Source organism: Streptococcus oralis subsp. oralis (assembly GCF_002096495.1).
In the GTDB taxonomy this organism is placed as follows: Bacteria; Bacillota; Bacilli; order Lactobacillales; family Streptococcaceae; genus Streptococcus; species Streptococcus oralis_CU.
In genome coordinates this window covers 17524-36037 of sequence record NZ_NCUO01000007.1, presented here as the reverse complement: position 1 = coordinate 36037, position 18514 = coordinate 17524, and the positions used below count along the sequence as shown (strand labels likewise).

At 41.5% G+C, this 18514-nt stretch carries 19 protein-coding genes; 1 reads left to right on the top strand and 18 read right to left on the bottom strand.

What is annotated here, in order from left to right; translation table 11 throughout:
• Nucleotides 1-123: 123 nt before the first annotated feature.
• From B7717_RS00295 to pbp2a, 5 genes are all read right to left on the bottom strand, one after another.
• The gene (locus B7717_RS00295) at nucleotides 124-597 is read right to left on the bottom strand and encodes a hypothetical protein (protein WP_001049305.1); all 474 of its coding nucleotides are present in this window, start codon (nucleotides 595-597) and stop codon (nucleotides 124-126) included.
• Nucleotides 598-717: 120 nt separating this feature from the next.
• Complete coding sequence (gene nusG, locus B7717_RS00290; protein WP_000376732.1) at nucleotides 718-1254, bottom strand: transcription termination/antitermination protein NusG; 537 nt, start codon at nucleotides 1252-1254, stop codon at nucleotides 718-720.
• A 58-nt stretch (nucleotides 1255-1312) separates the two neighbouring features.
• Nucleotides 1313-1489, bottom strand: coding sequence for a preprotein translocase subunit SecE (gene secE, locus B7717_RS00285; protein WP_000505776.1), 177 nt, complete (start codon nucleotides 1487-1489; stop codon nucleotides 1313-1315).
• A 9-nt stretch (nucleotides 1490-1498) separates the two neighbouring features.
• Entirely contained in the window at nucleotides 1499-1651 is a 153-nt protein-coding gene (rpmG, locus tag B7717_RS00280; protein WP_001809375.1) for a 50S ribosomal protein L33, read from the bottom strand.
• 52 nt (nucleotides 1652-1703) lie between these two features.
• Complete coding sequence (gene pbp2a, locus B7717_RS00275) at nucleotides 1704-3899, bottom strand: penicillin-binding protein PBP2A (protein ID WP_049478889.1); 2196 nt, start codon at nucleotides 3897-3899, stop codon at nucleotides 1704-1706.
• Nucleotides 3900-3985: 86 nt separating this feature from the next.
• Here pbp2a and B7717_RS00270 point away from each other — a divergent pair, with 86 nt between their 5' ends.
• Nucleotides 3986-4861 carry an RluA family pseudouridine synthase gene (locus B7717_RS00270; RefSeq protein WP_001160826.1) on the top strand — a complete coding sequence of 292 codons (876 nt, stop codon included), beginning with the start codon at nucleotides 3986-3988 and terminating at the stop codon, nucleotides 4859-4861.
• Nucleotides 4862-4936: 75 nt separating this feature from the next.
• On the opposite strand, the gene gap is transcribed toward B7717_RS00270, so the two are convergent.
• The 13 genes from gap to B7717_RS00205 form a co-directional block, all read right to left on the bottom strand.
• Nucleotides 4937-5944, bottom strand: coding sequence for a type I glyceraldehyde-3-phosphate dehydrogenase (gene gap, locus B7717_RS00265; RefSeq protein WP_000260682.1), 1008 nt, complete (start codon nucleotides 5942-5944; stop codon nucleotides 4937-4939).
• A gap of 319 nt (nucleotides 5945-6263) precedes the next feature.
• Nucleotides 6264-8915 (bottom strand): bifunctional acetaldehyde-CoA/alcohol dehydrogenase, encoded by a 2652-nt coding sequence (adhE, locus tag B7717_RS00260; protein WP_084943959.1) that lies wholly within the window; start codon nucleotides 8913-8915, stop codon nucleotides 6264-6266.
• A 296-nt stretch (nucleotides 8916-9211) separates the two neighbouring features.
• Nucleotides 9212-9625: an MORN repeat-containing protein gene (locus B7717_RS00255; protein ID WP_084879954.1), complete on the bottom strand. Its 414-nt coding sequence runs from the start codon at nucleotides 9623-9625 to the stop codon at nucleotides 9212-9214.
• The gene (locus B7717_RS00250) at nucleotides 9612-10055 is read right to left on the bottom strand and encodes a low molecular weight protein-tyrosine-phosphatase (protein ID WP_084879952.1); all 444 of its coding nucleotides are present in this window, start codon (nucleotides 10053-10055) and stop codon (nucleotides 9612-9614) included. The genes B7717_RS00255 and B7717_RS00250 overlap by 14 nt, the downstream gene beginning before the upstream one ends.
• 47 nt (nucleotides 10056-10102) lie before the next feature.
• Nucleotides 10103-10423 carry a preprotein translocase subunit YajC gene (yajC, locus tag B7717_RS00245; protein WP_076984827.1) on the bottom strand — a complete coding sequence of 107 codons (321 nt, stop codon included), beginning with the start codon at nucleotides 10421-10423 and terminating at the stop codon, nucleotides 10103-10105.
• A 119-nt stretch (nucleotides 10424-10542) separates the two neighbouring features.
• Nucleotides 10543-12519 (bottom strand): transketolase, encoded by a 1977-nt coding sequence (tkt, locus tag B7717_RS00240; RefSeq protein WP_084879951.1) that lies wholly within the window; start codon nucleotides 12517-12519, stop codon nucleotides 10543-10545.
• A 118-nt stretch (nucleotides 12520-12637) separates the two neighbouring features.
• Nucleotides 12638-13261 carry a hypothetical protein gene (locus B7717_RS00235; protein WP_049478137.1) on the bottom strand — a complete coding sequence of 208 codons (624 nt, stop codon included), beginning with the start codon at nucleotides 13259-13261 and terminating at the stop codon, nucleotides 12638-12640.
• A gap of 55 nt (nucleotides 13262-13316) precedes the next feature.
• A complete protein-coding gene (gene jag / locus B7717_RS00230) occupies nucleotides 13317-14303 on the bottom strand; it encodes an RNA-binding cell elongation regulator Jag/EloR (RefSeq protein ID WP_049478136.1) in 987 nt (328 codons plus the stop codon).
• Between the two features lie 14 nt (nucleotides 14304-14317).
• Entirely contained in the window at nucleotides 14318-15145 is an 828-nt protein-coding gene (locus tag B7717_RS00225; protein WP_162837252.1) for a membrane protein insertase YidC, read from the bottom strand.
• On the bottom strand, nucleotides 15120-15491 hold the full coding sequence (rnpA, locus tag B7717_RS00220) for a ribonuclease P protein component (protein WP_084879949.1): 372 nt from the start codon (nucleotides 15489-15491) through the stop codon (nucleotides 15120-15122). The genes B7717_RS00225 and rnpA overlap by 26 nt, the downstream gene beginning before the upstream one ends.
• 149 nt (nucleotides 15492-15640) lie before the next feature.
• A complete protein-coding gene (locus B7717_RS00215; RefSeq protein ID WP_000167790.1) occupies nucleotides 15641-16831 on the bottom strand; it encodes an acetate kinase in 1191 nt (396 codons plus the stop codon).
• A 50-nt stretch (nucleotides 16832-16881) separates the two neighbouring features.
• Nucleotides 16882-17835, bottom strand: coding sequence for a class I SAM-dependent methyltransferase (locus B7717_RS00210; RefSeq protein WP_084943958.1), 954 nt, complete (start codon nucleotides 17833-17835; stop codon nucleotides 16882-16884).
• A 58-nt stretch (nucleotides 17836-17893) separates the two neighbouring features.
• The gene (locus B7717_RS00205) at nucleotides 17894-18484 is read right to left on the bottom strand and encodes a class I SAM-dependent methyltransferase (RefSeq protein ID WP_142357879.1); all 591 of its coding nucleotides are present in this window, start codon (nucleotides 18482-18484) and stop codon (nucleotides 17894-17896) included.
• Nucleotides 18485-18514 lie beyond the last annotated feature (30 nt).

The window sequence follows — 18514 nt, the reverse complement described above, 5'->3', positions numbered from 1 at the left end:
ATTCGAACCCGTGTTACCGCCGTGAAAAGGCGGTGTCTTAACCCCTTGACCAACGGACCTTGAGCTTTTCAACTCTTTCTATTATACCTACTTTTCCGCCTTTGTCAAGGACTTTTTTTCTCTTTATCGAAATTCTGAAAAGATAAGGGAAAGTTCTCTCAGGAGAGCTTTACGTCCTCTAAAGACTTCTCCTCCCATTAGACGGTCTATTAATTCTTGTTTTTCCATACTCTGCTTTGATTTGTAATTCTTTAGAAGTTCGTGAAAGAGATAATAATCGTCCAGCCTGAGTCCTTTCTCTCCTAGACGATGGCTAATCTCACTCACCTCTTCATAGGGTTCTTTGTCAAAACGGCGCTTGTGGCTTTCCTGTTTACGGATGTAATCTAGGATACGATTTCTAAACTTTGTTTTAAAGCAGACATAAAGTCGATGGCGCTCCCCCTCTAGTAACTCTGGGTTGCAACTCACCAGCTCATACAGACATAACATGCCTTCCTGATCCCAGTCCTCTTTCTCCCACAGATGCAAATGATAATCTTTGCGACACTTATGGACGATTCCCTTACTTTCTTCATATAAATCTTTTAGATTCATAGACCTCTCCTTTCTGCATTTAGTTTAGCAAAATGCGCGAGCCACTGGGTCTACTTCCTCTATTCTATACTTCTTCCTCCCCCAACGGCACATAAAAAGAGAGGCAAAGCCTCTCTGGGGTTATAATTCTGCAATTTGGTTGAGATTCACTTCTGCAATCGTATCATTACCAAACATAGAGATAATCATCTTCACTTTGTTGTTATCAATTTCAGTAATTTTACCTGTGTAGTCTGCAAAAGCGCCATCAATGATGCGGACTGTCTGGCCAACTTCAACATCAATATCGAACTCTTGAACAGTTTGTCCCATTGAAACCAGAATATCACGGATTTCTTGTTCCAAAAGTGGAGTTGGTTTTGATCTGTTACCGTGTGAGCCGACGAATCCTGTTACGTTAGGTGTGTTTCGAACGACGAACCATGCTTCATCGGTCATGACCATTTCTACAAGGACATAACCTGGAAAGCGATTCTCTTCAACTTCCTTTTTCTTTCCATTTTTCTCAACTTGCACGGTTTGTGTTGGAATCTCAACACGTAGAATATTATCCAACATGTTATATGTTTGCGCACGTTGCAATAGATTTTCTTTTACCTTATTTTCATAGCCAGAATAAGTTTGTAGAACAAACCATCCCTTGTCAAAACTATCCATGATATTTCCTTTCATACATATGATAGAAGAAAGTTAGCAGAACTTCTCCACTTTTCTTCTAAAAAATGTTAATAAATCGAATCAAACCTGATACAATCAACTGGTCAAAAATGTAAATGATGACCACAAAGAAGGCTGTGTATTCCATAATAGAGCGAAAATCTCTCCAGCTTTCTTTGCGAGTTGGCCAAGTTGTTTCTTTAAGAAGTTTAAAAATATCCTTAATAAAGCCCATCGTTCTCTCCTATCTCGTTTCTCTATGTGTCGTATATTTTCCACAATGTTTACAAAATTTATTTACTTCTAGTCGTGTTGGCTTGGGGTTCCCACTAATTTTGATTGAATAATTCCTTGAACCACAAACTGCACAAGCTAGGCTTGCTTTTTTTAGTGCCATAACGCCTCCATCTTATCTATTATAACAAGAAACCTAGGCTTTGACAAGCCTCTTAACGAAATAGATTAAGGATTGAGTCCCATATTGTCTGGGCTTTTTCTTTTATCTTGGCTTCTGAAATCGCCCGACCTGCTTCATCTACAAGATTTTGAGCACGACTACGAATATCTCCTATCGGATCCTCAGACTGGTTTGTCTCATTTTCAACGGCCTGCTTTTTCGTATTTTCTGGTTCAATCCCATTTTGTTTATAAGCATTCTCAACTGTAAAAGTGCTACCTGGAGTGTAGGGCAAAATGGTATTAGCCATACTTCTAAAGACATGGGCTGCTCCATTTGAGGTCGAACCTGCTAGATAATGACTCTCATCTGTTGTTGGGAAACCGAGCCAGTGGCTGATTACAACATCTGGAGTATAGCCAATCACCCACTGGTCACTGGTATATTCTGGGTTGAAAACAGCTTCAGTCGTACCTGTTTTACCAGCCATAACGTAATCCGCTGGTGACGAACTAATTCCTGTACCATTGGTAAATGTTCCTAGCATCATACTGGTCATTTTATCAGCTACCGACTTATCAATCACTCGTTTTTGGGAATTTTTATGACTCTTTATGACCTGACCGCTGGCATTCTCAATACGAGTGATGAAATGAGCTTCAGGCATTAGACCTCCATTGGCAAAGGCTGCATAGGCTTGCGCCATCTGGAGAGGATTCGTCTCCACACCTCCACCAAGAGCAACTCCAAGAACTCGGTCAACTTTTTCCATATTCAGGCCAAATCTCTCCCCAGCGTCAAAAGCTTTGTCAATACCTAATTCATTTACAGTCGCAACTGCCGGTAGGTTGAGTGATTCCGCCAAGGCCTGATACATAGGCACTTCTGGAGATGTCTTAATGCCCGCATAGTTGTCTACTTGATAACTGTTGTACTGCATCGTATGATTGTCCAGTTGCTTGTTCAAGGCCCATCCTGCTTCTACTGCGGGTGTATAAACAACTAAAGGTTTAATGGTTGAGCCTGGGCTACGCTTAGACTGAGTGGCATAGTTAAAATTGCGGAAGCCTGGTTTGTCATCACCAGCTACACGACCAACAACTCCACGCACTCCACCAGTCTTGGGTTCTAGAGCGACACTACCCGATTCTGCATGCGTTCCGTCTTCTGCTGTTGGAAATAGCGAAGTGTTTTCATAAATAACCTGCATGTTTGCTTGGTAGTTTTGGTCAAGCTCTGTGTAGATTCGATAGCCGTTGTTGACAATCTCTTCTTCTGTGAGATTGTACTTGGAAACCGCTTCGTTGACAACTGCATCAAAATAGGACGGGTAACGATAATCCGAAACTTTGCCTTCATACTTATCTTGCAGTTGAGAAGCCATATCTACTCCAGCCGCTTCGGTCTCTTGATTTTTATCAATATAGCCCGCTGCAACCATATTTTGTAATACAGTATCCCTACGGTTGGTCGAAGTTTCAACAGAATTTAATGGATTATACAATTCTGGTCCCTTGAGCATCCCTGCTAGAGTGGCCGCCTGATCAAGCGTTAGCTGTGAAGCTGATACACCGAAATATTTCTTACTTGCATCTTCAACACCCCATACCCCATTTCCAAAGTAGGCGTTATTGAGGTACATAGTAAGGATTTGCTCCTTGCTGTATTTCTTTGTCAACTCTAAGGCAAGGAAAAACTCCTTGGCCTTCCGTTCAACGGTTTGGTCCTGAGAAAGATAGGCATTTTTCGCCAACTGTTGAGTGATGGTAGACCCCCCTCCAGAACGACCCGCTGTAAGGATGGCTAGAAAGAAACGACCGTAGTTAATCCCATCATTTTTATAAAAGGAACGGTCCTCTGTCGCGACGACAGCATTCTGCAAGTCTTTACTGATATCTGTCAGTTCAACATAGGTTCCCTTTTGACCTGATAGGGCGCCTGCCTCTTTTTCTTCGCGGTCAAAAATCAGAGTTCGTGTTTTCAAGGCATTTTGCAAATCATTAACATTGGTAGATTTGGCTATGGCAAATAGGTAGGTTCCTACTAGCAAACCTGCACTTAACCCTAAAATGATGACGATTTTTGTCAGATGGTAACGACGCCAAAATTTCCGAATCGGACCTACATGGCCTAGTTTTTTTCTATCGCTCCGAGAACGACGCATACTAGTAGAATCAGACTCTGCTGATTCACTCGTTTCTTTTTTAAAGAGAGAAAGAAACTTCTCAAATAATTTATCTAATTTCATGCGTTTATTTTATCATCTTCACCATAGGAACTCAAGAATTTAGCTATTCCCTATCCAAATAGGGCTTTTTTTGTTACAATATCTGTATGCAATTCACATTTACATTACCCGAATCCTTGCCTCAAATGACGGTCAAACAATTCCTAGAGGAACAACTCCTCATCCCTAGAAAGATCCGCCATTTCTTGAGAACAAAAAAGAACATCTTAATTAACCACAAAGAAGTTCACTGGAACGAGATGGTCAAACCAGGAGACGTTTGCCAGTTGACTTTTGACGAGGAAGATTATCCCAAAAAAGAAATCCTTTGGGGAAATCCAGACCTCGTTCAAGAGGTTTATCAAGACCAACATCTCATTATCGTTAACAAGCCAGAGGGAATGAAAACTCATGGAAATCAACCTGATGAAATTGCCCTTCTCAACCATGTCTCTGCCTACATTGGTCAAACCTGCTATGTCGTTCATCGCCTGGATATGGAAACAAGCGGTTTAGTGCTTTTTGCTAAAAATCCTTTTATCCTACCCATTCTCAATCGTTTGTTGGAGAAGAAGGAAATTGCTCGCGAGTACTGGGCACTCGTAAAGGGGCAAGTGGGGAACAAAGAACTTATCTTCCGAGATAAAATTGGTCGTGATCGACACGATCGCAGAAAACGAGTGGTAGATCCCAAAAAGGGGCAACATGCCGAAACCCAGGTAAGCCGACTAAAGCAATTTCCAAATCAGACTACCCTTGTCCGTTGCAAACTAAAGACCGGTCGAACGCATCAAATCCGTGTTCACCTTTCTCACCATAAGCACCCTATCCTAGGCGATCCTCTCTATAATAGTAAATCAAAGACAAATCGGCTTATGCTCCACGCCTTTCGACTTTCCTTTACCCATCCACTCACCTTAGAACAATTGAGTTTTACTGCCCTCTCGGATACTTTCGAAACAGAATTAAAACAAAATGGATGACACTATCATCCATTTTGTTTTATCTAAAAATAGAAAAAGCAAGACCGGAAGGCCTTGCTTTTATCGACTCAAGAATTATTTAGCGATTTTTGCAAAGTATTCAAGAGTACGTACAAGTTGTGCAGTGTATGACATTTCGTTGTCGTACCATGATACAACTTTAACCAATTGTTTACCATCAACGTCAAGAACTTTAGTTTGAGTTGCGTCAAACAATGAACCGTAAGACATACCTACGATATCTGAAGATACGATTGGATCTTCTGTGTAACCGTATGATTCGTTTGAAGCTGCTTTCATAGCTGCGTTTACTTCATCAACAGTAACGTTCTTTTCAAGAACTGCTACCAATTCAGTAACTGATCCAGTTGGAGTTGGAACGCGTTGTGCAGATCCGTCAAGTTTACCGTTCAATTCTGGGATTACAAGACCGATAGCTTTAGCAGCACCAGTTGAGTTAGGAACGATGTTTGCAGCACCAGCGCGAGCACGGCGAAGGTCACCACCACGGTGTGGTCCGTCAAGGATCATTTGGTCACCAGTGTAAGCATGGATAGTAGTCATCAATCCTTCTACAACACCGAAGTTGTCTTGAAGAGCTTTAGCCATTGGAGCCAAGCAGTTTGTAGTACATGAAGCACCTGAGATAACTGTTTCAGTACCGTCAAGAACATCGTGGTTAGTGTTAAATACAACTGTTTTAACGTCGTTTCCACCAGGAGCAGTGATAACAACTTTCTTAGCTCCACCTTTAAGGTGTTTTTCAGCTGCATCTTTCTTAGCAAAGAAACCAGTTGCTTCAAGAACGATTTCTACACCGTCAGTAGCCCAGTCGATTTGTTCTGGATCACGTTCAGCAGAAACTTTAACGAATTTACCGTTAACTTCGAATCCACCTTCTTTAACTTCTACAGTACCGTCGAAACGACCTTGAGTTGTGTCGTATTTCAACAAGTGTGCAAGCATAACTGGATCTGTAAGGTCGTTGATGCGAGTAACTTCAACACCTTCTACGTTTTGGATACGGCGGAAAGCAAGACGACCGATACGTCCGAAACCGTTAATACCAACTTTAACTACCATTAGTGATTTCCTCCTTATGAAAATCATGAAAATTTTATTGTGAAAAGAGTAACTTGAATCACTACAAATCACCTTTCAACAAAACTATTATATAACTATTTGAGTTTAATTGCAAGTACGGGCGTTGATTTTCTCTCCTGCTTTTCTACTTTTTCTCCCCCTTTTTATTCATTCATTCTTTTATTTCCAAAGCATATCTCTAGAATCTTTTATAATATCTGCATATTCTCTTCATTATCAAGGTGAAACTACAATTTCAACTCTTTCAGAGTTTACAAAAAAGAGACAGGATCACTCCTGCCTCTAGGCTGATAAACGATTATTTACGACGCCCTGGTCGTTCTGCATAACCATAGTAAGCATCTGCCATGATTTCTTCCATGTCAGCTACCATTGGCAAGCGAGGGTTAGCAGGTGAACATTGATCTTCATAAGCAAGCAAGGCAATTTCATGCAAACTGTCTTTCCAAGCTTTTTCATCAATTCCTTGATCCTTGAAGTTCATCTTGATACCTACTGCAACACCAAGTTCGTAAACAGCTTTAGCGTATGCTTCAACTGCTTCTTCTGGAGTTGAGTGAGGCAATCCAAGCATTCTAGCAATATCTTGGAATTTTTCGTCAGCTTTCCAGTAGTTATACTTAGGCCATGTAGTCGTCTTAGATGGGCGAGTACCATTGTAACGGATAACGTATGGAAGCAAGATTGCGTTTGTACGTCCGTGAACAGTATGGTGAACCGCACCGATCTTGTGGGCCATTGAGTGGCTCATACCAAGGAAGGCATTGGCAAAGGCCATACCAGCCATTGTAGATGCATTGTGCATTTTTTCGCGAGCTTCTGGATCAGCTGTCTTAACAGATTTTTCCAACCATTCAAAGACAAGTTTGATTGTTTGGAGGGCGATACCGTCTGTATAGTCGTTAGCGAAGTTTGAAGTGTAGGCTTCAGTCGCGTGAGTCAAGACGTCCATACCTGTATCCGCAGCGATGAAGTCTGGAACTGACTCAACCAAAGCAGGGTCAACAATCGCAATAGTTGGTGTCAATGAGTAGTCAGCCAATGGGTATTTACGATTGTTTTTCTTATCAGAGATAACGGCAAATGGTGTTACTTCTGAACCTGTACCTGAAGTTGTTGGAATACCAATGTATTTCGCTTTTTTACCAAGTGATGGGAAGCGGAAGGCACGTTTACGGATGTCCATGAATTTTTGAACCAAGTCACGGAAGTCGATTTGTGGTTGTTCGTAGAAGAGCCACATTACTTTCGCTGCATCCATTGGAGAACCACCACCAAGAGCTATGATTGTGTCTGGTTCAAATGCTCTCATTACTTCAGTACCACGTTCTACAGTTGTGATATCTGGGTCTGGTTCAACATCTGAGAAGACTTGGACAGTTACACGGTTGCTGCGTTTGTTCAATTGGTCAATAATGCGTTGAACAAAACCAAGTTTTTCGATCGATTTGTCTGTAACAATCATAACGCGTTCAATATCTTCACATGTTTGAAGGTATTGGATAGAATTGCGTTCGAAGTAAATTTTTGAAGGAACTTTAAACCACTGCATATTATTTCTACGTTTTCCTACTTTCTTGATGTTTAGAAGGTTGATCGCACTCACATTATCACCGACTGAATTGTGTCCATATGAACCACATCCAAGTGTCAACGATGGAATGAAGGCATTGTATACGTCACCGATACCACCGAAAGTAGATGGAGAGTTCCAGATAATACGCATTGCTTTGATTTCTGTACCAAAGCGTTTAGCAAGAGCTTCGTCTTTTGTATGGATGGCTGCTGAGTGACCAAGTCCGTTAAACTCAACCATTTGACGAGCTTTTTTAAGACCGTCTTCTGTATCTTCAGCTTTTAGGACAGCGATAACTGGTGACAATTTTTCACGAGTCAATGGTTCTTTTGGTCCTACTTCTGCACATTCTGCAGCCAAGATGTTTGTTCCTTCTGGAACGCTAAATCCTGCTTGTTCAGCAATCCATGCTGCTGGTTTACCAACGATGTTTGCATTTAGTTTAGCACCTGCACAGTTTTTGCTGTTAGCTTTCACACCGAAACAGAATTCTTCAAGAAGGGCTTTTTCTTTTTTGTTTACAAAGTAAGTGTGATATGATTTGAATTCTTCTACAAATTCGTCATATACTTCTTTATCAATGATAACAGCTTGTTCTGATGCACAGACCATCCCATTATCAAATGATTTAGACATAACGATGTCATGAGCAGCTTGACGAAGGTCAGCAGATTTTTCTACATAGGCAGGAACGTTTCCGGCACCTACCCCAAGAGCTGGTTTTCCACATGAGTATGCAGCTTTAACCATGGCATTCCCACCAGTTGCGAGGATAGTCGCAACACCTTCGTGGTTCATAAGCGCTCCAGTTGCTTCCATAGATGGCTTTGTAATCCATTGCACACAGTTCTCAGGAGCACCAGCTGCAATCGCTGCATCGCGAACGATTTGTGCTGCGTGAGCTGATGATTCTTGAGCAGATGGGTGGAAGGCAAAAACGATTGGGTTACGTGTTTTCAAAGCAATGAGTGATTTGAAAATCGCTGTTGAAGTTGGGTTTGTTGTCGGAGTGACACCACAGATTACCCCTACAGGCTCCGCAATCTTTGTCAAACCTGTAATTGGATCATCTTCAATAACTCCAACTGTTTTAACTCCACGCATATTGTTCACTACGTGTTCGCAGGCAAATAGATTCTTTGTTGCCTTGTCTTCAAATACTCCACGACCAGTTTCTTCAACTGCGTGTTGTGCAAGGATACCGTGTGCGTCAAGTGCTGCAACCGAAGCTTTTGCCACGATATAGTCAACTTGCTCTTGGTTCAACTTGCGCATTTCATCAAGCGCAACCAAGGCTTTTTTCACGAGACCATCGACATGCTTATCAGCAGCAAGTTGTTTTTCCTCTGGTGTTACTGTTTTTTTATCAGCCATATTATCCTCCATAGCCTTTAAGGATTTTATCCTTTGTTAATTTTTTCACAAGTTTATTATAACTCTTTTTTTATGCTTTGTAAACAGTTTCATAAGTATTTCACAAAGAATTTTTCCGAGATTGTGATTTTTTTCTCAATATAGCTACGCAATAGAGTTTTGTCTGGACGATTGTGAAATTATGGAAAAAATTTTTTTATTTCACAAAGTTTTTTCTAGTTGATAGTTAGTTATCGAATTCAAAAGTAGAAAGCGTTTTCTTTTTAGATTTTGAAAATAGTCTCCTAACTTGGAGACTACTGTTTTTGTTGAAAAACGCCTTGTTTAAAGGTTCCTTCATAAACAACTTCTTGCTCTGTCGTCAACTTCCCTTGACCTTCAGCCTGACCGTTTACAAAATCACCTTCGTATTTCCAGCCATCTTTTGATTGGAAAGTTCCTTTCCCGTTAAAGGCTCCATTATTGAAATCACCTGTATATTGGTCTCCGTTTTCAAAGGTCAGGGTCCCTTGACCATTCATTTTCCCTCGTACCAAGGTGCCATCATAAACAAGAGCTCCACCATCAAGTGTCAGGACACCCTTTTTAGGCGTATTTAGCAGAAATATCGAAAGAGCACAGAGTACCATTACGACAACTGCAATGAGTTCTAACCTAGGACGAGTTAGGTAAACTCTACACTTCTCATAAAATTGTTTAAGCTTTTCCATTGTCAGTCTCATTTTCTAATCGATCTAGCCAGCGTTGACATCCACTTGTAATACGAGCATAGGTTTCCTCAAAATCTCCTGTATACCAAGGATCTGGGACACTTTCAGCCGCAAAATAGTAGATCTTGTACTGTAGTTCCTGAGGGCACATTTGACGCAGATCTGAAACGTTTGAAGCATCCATTCCGATAACGTAATCAAACGATTCAAAGTCTTCTCTGCCAATCTGAAGCGATGTTTTATCTTTGTCATACGGGATCTGATACTGCTGGAAAATCGCCTGCGTTCCCTTATGAATCGGATTACCATGTTCCCAAGACGAAGTTGCACGACTCTCAACTTGATAATCACTCGTCATGGACTTCATCACAAACTCTGCCATGGGGCTACGGCAAATATTTCCTAAGCACACAAATACTATTTTTTTCATCCCTTTTCCTCTCATCTCATAGAAAAACGGGAGTGACAGGTCCCGTTTTATTCTTCGATTGCTCCGCCTTCGTCAACAACTGTTCCTTCTGGTGTCACAGCTTCTTTGAGTGGCAAAACGGTCTTGATAGCAGCCAATTCAAAAGTCAAGTAGACCCCATCTACATCCAGTACGATTGTTCCTTTTTCAGTATCTACTTCATCCACTGTTCCGTAAAGTCCACCAATTGTAATGACTTCATAGCCTTTTTGAAGCTTGTTCAAGCTTTCCATACGCTTTTGTGCTTGTTTCTTTTGAGAACGTTGCATAAAGAACATCAAGGCCATCATCCCTACAAGCATGATTAAAAAAGTAATATTTGGATCCATTGTTTTCTCCTTTGTATTTTACATAGGACTACTATATCAAATTTCAGCTACTTTTACAAGGTTGTGCCTTGTTTTATGGCAATAAAAAAATCAGAGTTTTTACTCTGATTTTTCTGCGATTATTTCAAGTTTTGAACGACTTTGACTAGATTTTCAACTGTAAATCCGTACTCTGCCAATACTTTTGGTGCTGGGGCAGATGCTCCAAAGGTATCAATACCGAGAACTGCACCATCAAGACCAACATATTTGTACCAGTTTTGAGTTGCACCCATTTCGACTGCAACACGACGGCGGACTGCATTTGGAAGGATTTCTTCCTTGTAAGCTGCATCTTGTGCGTCAAAGACATCTGTAGATGGCATGCTGACTACACGGACTTTTGCGCCTTGACTAGCCAATTCTTTGGCAGCTGCGACAGCGAGATTCACCTCTGAACCTGTTGCAATCAATATCGTATCAAAGTCAGCTGCATTTTCATAGACAACATAGGCACCTTTCGCAACTTTGTCAAAGTCTGTTCCCTCTTCAACAGTCAAGTTTTGACGTGTCAAGACAAGGGCAGTTGGTGTTTTTTCGCTTGTCACAGCAAGGTACCAAGCCGCTTGAGTTTCACGCGCATCTGCTGGGCGGAAAACATTGAGATTTGGCATAGCACGCAGACCTGCTAAGTGTTCAACTGGTTCGTGAGTTGGACCATCTTCACCAACTGCGATCGAATCGTGGGTAAAGACATAAGTCACAGGAAGTCCTTGCAAGGCTGACAAACGGACAGCTGCTTTCACATAGTCAGAGAAGACAAAGAAAGTACCACCGTATACACGAAGTCCACCATGAAGAGCCATCCCGTTCAAGATCGTTCCCATTGCAAATTCACGAACACCAAACTGAATGTTGCGGTTCAAGCGATTAGCGTCGTCTTGAAGTCCGTCCGTTTTGATATAAGTCATGTTTGAGTGAGCAAGGTCAGCTGATCCACCTAGGAAGGTTGGTAGCTTAGCTGCTACAACATTCAAGGCATCCTGACTCGAGTTACGAGTTGCTTGAGAAAATCCATTTTCTAAGGCTGGGAAGTCTGCTGGAGTCACCTCAACTGGGTCACGGCCGTCAATAATGGCTTCTACTTCTGCAGCCAGTTCTGGATGAGCCTCTTTATAGTCAGCAACTAATTTAGTCCAAGCTTGATAAGCTGATGCGCCACGATCTGCAACATTTTCTTTGAAATCAGCATAAACTTCAGCTGGAATTTCAAATGGTTCGTAGTCCCAACCAAGGGCTTGACGAGTTGCGGCAGTTTCATCTGCTCCAAGAGGAGCACCATGTACAGCATTAGTTCCTTGTTTGTTTGGAGAACCGTATCCAATAACAGTCTTCACTTCAATCAAAGATGGTTTTCCTGAAGCTTTAGCTGTTTCGATAGCAGCATGAATAGCCTCAAGGTCTGTTCCATCTTCAACCAAGGCTGTGTGCCAACCGTAGGCATTGTAACGGTCACGAACACTTTCTGTGAAGGAATCTTTTGTCTCACCATCCAAGTTAATGTCATTTGAATCATAAAGAACAACCAACTTGTCGAGCTTTTGCAAACCTGCGTATGAAGCTGCCTCGCTTGAAACACCTTCCATTAAATCTCCGTCGCCACAGATCACATAAGTATAGTGGTCAAAGATATTGAAGCCTTCGCGGTTATACTTCGCTGCAAGGAAACGTTCTGCTTGGGCAAAACCAGTAGCAGTAGAAATCCCTTGTCCTAGAGGACCAGTTGTAGCGTCAACCCCTGCAGTATGGCCAAATTCTGGGTGACCTGGTGTTTTTGAACCCCATTGGCGGAAGTTCTTGACTTCATCCATGCTAACATCTTCAAAACCAGAAAGGTGAAGAAGGGCATAAAGAAGCATTGAACCATGTCCTGCTGAAAGAATAAAGCGATCGCGGTTGATCCAGTTTGGTTGAGCTGGATTGATACGAAGTTGCTTTGTAAAGAGGCTATAGGCCATAGGAGCAGCCCCCATAACCACCCCTGGGTGACCTGAGTTTGCTTTGTTGATGGCGTCAATACCTAGAAAACGAATTGCATTAACAGATAGATTTGACATAGAATTTCCTTTCTCTTTGAGGTGATTAATGAATCACACATCCTATTTTACTATTATATGAAAAAATGCATAGAATAGCAATAAAACAATTTGCGTTCATCTAACACATTTGATTTGTCTATCCCCTCGTCACTTCATAGTACGGGAGCAAGCGCGTATAAGCGTCTTCTAGCTTCTCCAATATCGCTTCTACTGACTGATTTTCAATGAAGGAAACATCTGACTTGACTAAGACTTTACGAACTTCCTGATTTCTCAGCTTCTCTCGTAAAGTACGACGATTTTCTTCATTAGCCTCCATCTTATGACTTTCCCCATTTGAGTAGACTAGATAATAAATTTCTTCTACCGCTGGAAGCTCTAAAACCTTGACTTGCTTGTCTAAGGTCTGTTCATCTTTCTTGCGCTCGATGAAACTAACTTCTAAGGAAATCCCAAAATCTGAACCTTCCCCATACAAACGCAGCGCCAACATAGGTTCTGCCACTTGTCCGTCTCTCTGTAGATAGGCCCAGAAATGTGGCCGCAAGCGTTGTGCTTGGTTCATCCACTGACTAGTCTGTTGCAGTTTCCATTCTGGATGACTTGCTTGAAAAGTTTTAGCCAGTTCTGTAAAAGACTTTCGAGCCTCTTGACCTTTTTGCCGCAAGTCCAACATCTTTTCTCTTTCATCACCAGCTTTATCAGGATTACGGTACTGGACTCCTGCAAATGATAGGTATTCTCTAACTACTTTCAGCATATCTGAATCTTTCCTTTCCTAGCAAAAAATCAGGACGAACCTGATTTTGCTTTGCTTATTCTGCATCTACGACAACATAGCGATTTGGCTCGTCACCTTCAGAGTAACTCGTCACGCCATCCATGCGCGAAATAATGCGATGGATAATCTTGCGTTCGCTATTTGACATTGGATCTGTTTGTTGGCTACGTCCTTCTTCTAAAACGCGAGTCGCCAATTTTTGAGCATAGGTTTGCAAGACTTCTGCACGGTGTTCAACATAATCATTTACATTAATTGTGATGTAGAACGTTCTCGAATAGCGATTGTAAAGGTAATTTTGCGCTAACAGTTGAAGAGCCTTCAAAACTTTTCCGTGATAGCCAATAATACGACCTGGTTCATTGGTGTCAATTTGAAGATTAATGGTGCGGCGATTGTAGTCACTTGAAATCGTCCCTTCAACATCCATATCATCTACAATGGTTTGAACGTAGTTAGCTACTTCAGTTGCCACTTGTTCGATGTCATAACTTGGTTCTACTTTCAAGCCTAAATCTTCTAAAGATTGGCTTGTTGCTTCCTGCGTTTCAGTTTCTTTTTCTGGAGCAGAGTCCACTTCCTCGGTAGTATCCTCTGGTTCCAAATCATTTAAAATTGAAATATGGCCTGTTTCTTCCAAAATCGTGCTGGCGTGCTTTTCATTTTTCAAGATTTCAGCCTTGACCTCTTCAGAGACACCTTGACCTTCTTCTTCAATTTTCTTAATTGCTTCAACTACATGCCCCAAATCAACAGTTGCTTCACTTACTGTTTTCACGGGTTCATTTTTTTCATTGACTTCTTTTGGAACCCCTTTAATGGCCTGCTGATTGGCTTTGATCACTGTCGTTTCACTAATCGCTTCGATATCAACTTGAGCCGGCTTCTTACCAAACAAGCCTAAGAATCCTTTTTTCTCTTTCGAAACGACCTTGATGTGGGCCTTCATTCTTGGGATGTCTAATTCTTTCAATCCTTTTTGGATTGCTTCTTCAACCGTTGAACCTGTAAATAATACCATTATCAGATTCCTCCTTATTTTTTCTTTTTCTGTGCTTTTTTCAAGGCTCTTCTCTTCTTGCCTTCTAAATCTTTTTCTGCTTGCGCCACTGCTTCTCTTTCAGCAATAATCTTGAAAGGATTGTTCAAGAAATAGGTTTGCAAAACTTGATAAGCATTGGATACCGCCCAGTACAAGGCGACTCCACTAGGCGCAGAGATGGCAAAGATAAAGATCAGTACCGGCATCCCGTACATCATCCCTGTCGTAGCTCCACTTTTTTCAGACAAAGCTTTATTCGATAACCAGCTACTCAAGAAGGTAAAGACTGCCGCCAAAATCGGAAGGACAAAACTTGTATCTACTCCTCCCAAATTAATCCATAAAAAGTGACCTGTTTTCAAAAAGTCTACTCGACTCAAGGCTTGAAAGAGCGCCAAGAGAACCGGCATTTGTATTAAAATCGGCCAGAGAGAGGATGAATGTTTGATTCCTAACTCTTTATAAACTTTGCGCATCTCCTGGTCTAGCTTGGTTCTACTTTCCATATCACGACCCGGATATTGCTCTCGCAAAGCCTTGATGCGCGGTTGAGCCTCTTGCATTTTTCTAGAGGCAACCATCTGTGTCTGAAAGACCGGCAATAAAATCGTCCGGATCAAAATCGTGAAGAGGATAATCCCCACTCCGATACTAATGTCAAAGGACAAAAAGCGGATAATTTCAGCAAAAAAATAGACGAATTTGCTCCAAAAGTCTGTCGAATCTGCTGTTATATCGCTAGCTGTACCATTTGTTGCACAGGCTGTCATGATAAACAAGGACAAGCCCAACAAACTAGTCAACTGTAGTTTCTTTTTCACTCCCATTTCCTTCCTGGTAAATCTTTGATAACTTTAATACGTGGAGTAGGTTTTTCTCCATCTCTACATATTCCAAGGTTTCCACCCCTTTTCGAGCAATCACAACAAAATCGACATGATCTACCAGACTCCCCTTTGCATTTTGTATGATATGTCGGATTCGTCTCTTAATTTGATTTCTGGTAACTGCATTTCCCAGCTTTTTGCTGACAGACAGTCCTACTCGAAAATGGTTTTGCTGGTTTTCCAATTGGTAGACAACAAATTTTCGATTGGCAAAACTTGTTCCGTCCTTGAAAATCGCCTTAAAATCTTTCTCTCTTTTTACACGAAAGCTTTTCTTCAAAACTCAACTCCATCTATTAAATTACTACTATTATACCATATTTTTTGAAAAAGCCAATAACAGCAAGGTTTTAGACATTTTCTACATAAAAAAAGCTGGAAAATCTCTTTCCCAACTTCTTTTTACAATCAAATTTTACGTGTATTTACTTATTTTTTCAAGCGCTCAACATCGCGTGCAATCACCAATTCTTCATCTGTTGGAATAACCAAGACACGGATTTTCGCTGCGTCAGTTGAGATGTCTCCCGTTACGCCAAAGACGTTCTTTTCTGGATCCACATCACAACCAAACCAAGAGATACCTGAAATGACATCCTCACGAACCAAAGCTGCATTTTCACCGATACCTGCTGTGAAGATAATCGCATCTGCTCCATTTAGGACTGCAAGGTATTGACCGATATGTTTTTGGATACGATCAACATACATTTCATAAGCCAAAGTCGCATCATGGTCTCCTGCTTCCATGGCAGCAATCACATCACGCATATCGCTTGACTGACCAGAAACTCCCATGAGCCCTGATTCACGATTGAGAACGCGACTAATATCTTCTGGGGTATTAAAATCCTCTGTATATTGCATGAGATAAGGGATGATAGCAGGGTCAATATCTCCTGTACGAGTTCCCATCATCACACCGCCGAGTGGTGTGAATCCCATGGAAGTATCCACAGACTTCCCACCCTTAACAGCTGTGATAGAAGCCCCGTTACCAATATGGCAGGTAATCAATTTCAAATCTTCTAGAGGACGGCCCAAAAGTTTCGCTGCTTCTCCTGCGACAAACTGGTGGCTTGTCCCGTGGGCACCATATTTACGAACCTTGTTGTCTGTGTAGTATTTAGTTGGTAGAGGGTAGCGATAGGCCTTCTCTGGCATGGTTGTGTGGAATGAGGTGTCAAATACGACAACACTGGTAATATCTGGAAGCAATTCCTTAAATGCGCGAATTCCAGCTGCGTTAGCTGGATTGTGAAGAGGAGCCAAGAGTCCCAATTCCTCAACTTTTTCTAACACATCCCCCTCAACAACTGTTGATTCCTTGAAATATTCACCACCTGCAACGACGCGGTGGCCGACACCTGTAATCTCATCGTACCCTTTGATGATGTCAAAACGAATCAAGTCATCCAATAAAATTTTAACGGCTTGTGTGTGGTCTTCAATATCAAGAATTTGTTGCTCCGAACGACCGTCAAATTTTACTGTTGAAATTGAATCTTTCAATCCAATACGTTCAATCAAGCCTTTAGCCAAAACTTTTTCCTCAGGCATTTGATAAAGTTGCCATTTCAAGCTTGAGCTTCCTGCATTGATTGCAATTGTTTTTGTCATAAGATGATACCTCTTTTTAAGCGTTTTCATCTATTATAACAAAATCTCTTTTATATTTCAGTACCTTTGCTCCAATTTTGAAAATTTTCTTTAAAGGTAAACAAAACTGACGGATCTTGCAAGCTAGTAAGAGGGTAGACAAAGGGTTCTATTTCCTTGTCTCTTTTCTTCTGTAAGACAAAAATACTTTTAGCTTGGCTTGCAGTTGAGAAAATATCCTCTGGCAGAGCGATGATAGCAGCCAGACTCACTTCGTCTTTGAGCCACCCTTTTAATAAGTCACTTTGAGGACTGGTCAATAAATCACTCGGAGCTAGAAAAATAGCATAGCCATCTGACTTAAGGTACTTGAGGCCTTGTTCCATCAGCAAATGGTGGGCATAGGTATGTTCTTGACTAGAAGCCACTTGATAGCGCGAAGCGATAGCATCGTCTGGGTAATAGCCAACAGGCAAGTCGCTGATGACCACGTCGCTTTCTTTAAGCATTTGCGGACGAACGGCATCTCCTTGGACAAAACCAGCCTGCAAACCAACCACATCTGCCATACTGGCTGCCAAATCAATCAGCAAATCATCCACTTCGACTCCCAAGTAATCCACTTTTTTAGCGAGAGAAGTCAAGAAGGTAGCGCCCAGAATCCCCATACCAGAACCTATTTCGAGGATGCTAATTTCCTCTTGTTCAAACAACTCTTCTACAACAAGTACCAAGAGGAGGGAAATGGCATCTGGTGTAAACTGGTGATTAGCCTGTAAAGGTTCCGTTTGTCCTGCCTTCATCAAGAGAAACTGATAGGTCTTGAGCCACTCTTCCTTACGAAGTGCTAGGCGCTTAAGGGCTTGATTGTTCTCCTTGACCTGCTCTAGTTCGGTCTCGCCATCTAGGTAGATACTGTTTTGCTCTACCAAGGCGTCATAAAAGTTGGTAGCCAAATCACTTTGGATGACTTGGACATTCTCTAGTAAATACGTATAAGCTTGTTCAATTTTTTCAAAATCCATATTCCTATCTTATCAAATTTCCCTCCTTTTTTCCATCTGAAGAGAAAAAATCACTGCTTTAGTCAGCGAGTGATTTTTGGGCTACTGTTAAAAAGAGTTCTGAATAATTTCCTTGAAACAATTCTTCAGCGCTATAGAGAATCTGACTGTCTATGCTTGAAAAACCAAACTGGGCGAGCTTGGTTTCCAGTTCAGCTAAATCAAAACCATGATGATTGGTATCTGTCTTGACAAAATCAGCAATGAGGACCTGTCCATTCTTCCTAAGATGATGGTGAAACATGGCAAGAGTAGCATCTAGATCAGGCATATGATGAAGAACCCGACTGACAACAATCAGGTCAAATTGTTGCTCCAAGGGACTTACTAGTAAATCTTGCTCCAAAAACTGGATATTCTTGATGTCTTGCTGATCTGCTTTCAAACGGGCTTGCTCCAGCATTTTCTCCGAGATATCTACAAGGGTAACCGACTTGGCCTGCTTGGCTAGGGGCAAAGCTAATAGACCTGTCCCACCACCGAAATCCAGAATTTCTTTGTCTGATAGAAGAGCGATCTGTTTTTCAACTGCTTGACAAACCAAATTTGCAAGAAAGATATTTTTGGGCGAATCAAAAGTTTCTGCTTTGTGATTAAAATCATGTTTCATGCTTTTAGTTTAGCACAAAGAAGTTGAATT

Excerpts from the sequence above, each read along its gene's own strand:
- B7717_RS00295 (WP_001049305.1), bottom strand. The coding sequence starts at position 597 with ATGAATCTAAAAGATTTATATGAAGAAAGTAAGGGAATCGTCCATAAG.
- nusG (WP_000376732.1), bottom strand. The coding sequence starts at position 1,254 with ATGGATAGTTTTGACAAGGGATGGTTTGTTCTACAAACTTATTCTGGC.
- secE (WP_000505776.1), bottom strand. The coding sequence starts at position 1,489 with ATGGGCTTTATTAAGGATATTTTTAAACTTCTTAAAGAAACAACTTGG.
- rpmG (WP_001809375.1), bottom strand. The coding sequence starts at position 1,651 with ATGGCACTAAAAAAAGCAAGCCTAGCTTGTGCAGTTTGTGGTTCAAGG.
- pbp2a (WP_049478889.1), bottom strand. The coding sequence starts at position 3,899 with ATGAAATTAGATAAATTATTTGAGAAGTTTCTTTCTCTCTTTAAAAAA.
- B7717_RS00270 (WP_001160826.1), top strand. The coding sequence starts at position 3,986 with ATGCAATTCACATTTACATTACCCGAATCCTTGCCTCAAATGACGGTC.
- gap (WP_000260682.1), bottom strand. The coding sequence starts at position 5,944 with ATGGTAGTTAAAGTTGGTATTAACGGTTTCGGACGTATCGGTCGTCTT.
- adhE (WP_084943959.1), bottom strand. The coding sequence starts at position 8,915 with ATGGCTGATAAAAAAACAGTAACACCAGAGGAAAAACAACTTGCTGCT.
- B7717_RS00255 (WP_084879954.1), bottom strand. The coding sequence starts at position 9,625 with ATGGAAAAGCTTAAACAATTTTATGAGAAGTGTAGAGTTTACCTAACT.
- B7717_RS00250 (WP_084879952.1), bottom strand. The coding sequence starts at position 10,055 with ATGAAAAAAATAGTATTTGTGTGCTTAGGAAATATTTGCCGTAGCCCC.
- yajC (WP_076984827.1), bottom strand. The coding sequence starts at position 10,423 with ATGGATCCAAATATTACTTTTTTAATCATGCTTGTAGGGATGATGGCC.
- tkt (WP_084879951.1), bottom strand. The coding sequence starts at position 12,519 with ATGTCAAATCTATCTGTTAATGCAATTCGTTTTCTAGGTATTGACGCC.
- B7717_RS00235 (WP_049478137.1), bottom strand. The coding sequence starts at position 13,261 with ATGCTGAAAGTAGTTAGAGAATACCTATCATTTGCAGGAGTCCAGTAC.
- jag (WP_049478136.1), bottom strand. The coding sequence starts at position 14,303 with ATGGTATTATTTACAGGTTCAACGGTTGAAGAAGCAATCCAAAAAGGA.
- B7717_RS00215 (WP_000167790.1), bottom strand. The coding sequence starts at position 16,831 with ATGACAAAAACAATTGCAATCAATGCAGGAAGCTCAAGCTTGAAATGG.
- B7717_RS00210 (WP_084943958.1), bottom strand. The coding sequence starts at position 17,835 with ATGGATTTTGAAAAAATTGAACAAGCTTATACGTATTTACTAGAGAAT.
- B7717_RS00205 (WP_142357879.1), bottom strand. The coding sequence starts at position 18,484 with ATGAAACATGATTTTAATCACAAAGCAGAAACTTTTGATTCGCCCAAA.